Source organism: Streptomyces sparsogenes subsp. cuspidosporus, from assembly GCF_039532705.1.
Lineage (GTDB): Bacteria > Actinomycetota > Actinomycetes > Streptomycetales > Streptomycetaceae > Streptomyces > Streptomyces sparsogenes.
This window is the reverse complement of the sequence record NZ_BAAASD010000132.1, coordinates 1-939: the sequence shown is the minus strand read 5'-3', so window position 1 is coordinate 939 and position 939 is coordinate 1. Positions and strand designations below refer to the sequence as shown.

At 72.0% G+C, this 939-nt stretch carries 1 protein-coding gene; it reads right to left on the bottom strand.

All coding sequences use genetic code 11. From position 1 onward, the window contains the following. Positions 1 to 939 (bottom strand): RHS repeat-associated core domain-containing protein (locus ABFY07_RS42685; RefSeq protein WP_346179613.1); only part of this gene is annotated, 939 nt, incomplete at both ends.

Genomic DNA, 939 nt, shown 5'->3' with positions numbered 1-939 from the left:
GGGTTGTGGACGTAGGTGGCGGGGTTGGGGGCGGGGGCCAGGCCCAGGGGGTCGGGGGTGAGGTAGCGGGCGGTTTCGGGGTCGTAGTAGCGGTGGTGGTTGTAGTGGAGGCCGGTTTCCGGGTCGTAGTACTGGCCGGGGAAGCGGAGCGGCGTGTAGGTGGTGCTGTCGGCCGTCCAGGTGGTGGTGCCCCAGAGGGTCGTGCGGGTGTTCCAGGCGATCTCGCCGGCCTCGTCCACCAGGTGGGTGGGGGTGCCGACGAGGTCGGTGACGATGGCGAAGAAGCGCTGGTCGATCTCGCGCTGGGTGGTGGTGTCGGTGATCCGCTCCGTCTGGGCGACCGGGTGCAGGCCCTGGTGGTCCCAGGTGAGGGTGACGGGCCGGGGGAGGCCGGTCGTCGTGGTGGTCTGTTCGACGAGGGTGGGGCCGTCCCACGTGAAGTGGACCTGTTCGACGACCGTTTCGCCGTCGTCGGCGAGGCGTTGTTTGGCGGTGCGGCGGCCGAGGGGGTCGTACAGGTAGCGCCACACCGTGCCGTCGGGGGTGGTGACGGACGTGAGGTGGTCTTCGGCGTCCCAGGTGTAGCGCCAGGTGTCGGGCTTCGCCGAGAGGTGGGTCTTCCGGCGGAGGGTGAGGCGGCCGGCGTCGTCGTGTTCGTAGCGCGTGCGGCCGGCGCGGGTGATGCGGGTGCCGGTGTAGGCCCGGTCTCCCGTCGTATCGGCGCCGGGGTGTCGCTCCGGCCAGGTGGCGTGGGTCTGGTTGCCGGCCTCGTCGTAGGCGTAGGTCTCGGTCCAGCGCCGGGCGTGGACGGTGGTGACGCGGCCCGCCGTGTCGAGGGTGAAGGTCCGGGGGCCTGTGTGGTGGTCGTCGATGCCGGTGAGGTGGCCGTCGGGACGGTAGGTGTACGTGCGGTGGTGGAGCGGGCCGGCGGCCGCCGGG